Source organism: Winogradskyella vincentii, assembly GCF_020166345.1.
Classification (GTDB): Bacteria; Bacteroidota; Bacteroidia; order Flavobacteriales; family Flavobacteriaceae; genus Winogradskyella; species Winogradskyella vincentii.
This window is the reverse complement of sequence record NZ_JAIUJS010000063.1, coordinates 1-305: the sequence shown is the minus strand read 5'-3', so window position 1 is coordinate 305 and position 305 is coordinate 1. Positions and strand designations below refer to the sequence as shown.

The following is a 305-nucleotide window of genomic DNA, read 5'->3' as shown; positions in this document are numbered from 1 at the left end:
AATACTGGAACTGCAACTGCTACAGATGATTGTACAACTCCTGTTGTTACTTTCTCAGACAGTGAAGTTACAGCTTGTGGAAATACCAAAACGATTACAAGAACTTGGACGGCCACGGATGCTTGCGGTAATTCAGTATCTGAAAATCAGACTATTATAGTTGAAGATACTACGCCTCCGACTATTACAGCGCCTGCCGATGTAACCATAGAGTGTACCGAGGACGAGTCTTCTGCCAACACTGGTGTGGCTACTGGTAGTGATACTTGTGGTACGGTGACTATTAGCGAAAGCGATGCGGTTGT

At 44.9% G+C, this 305-nt stretch carries 1 protein-coding gene; it reads left to right on the top strand.

Annotated features, from left to right (window positions below; translation table 11 throughout):
- Window positions 1–305, top strand: a 305-nt coding sequence (locus tag LBV24_RS15180; protein WP_224479497.1) for a hypothetical protein, incomplete at both ends; no start/stop codon positions are given.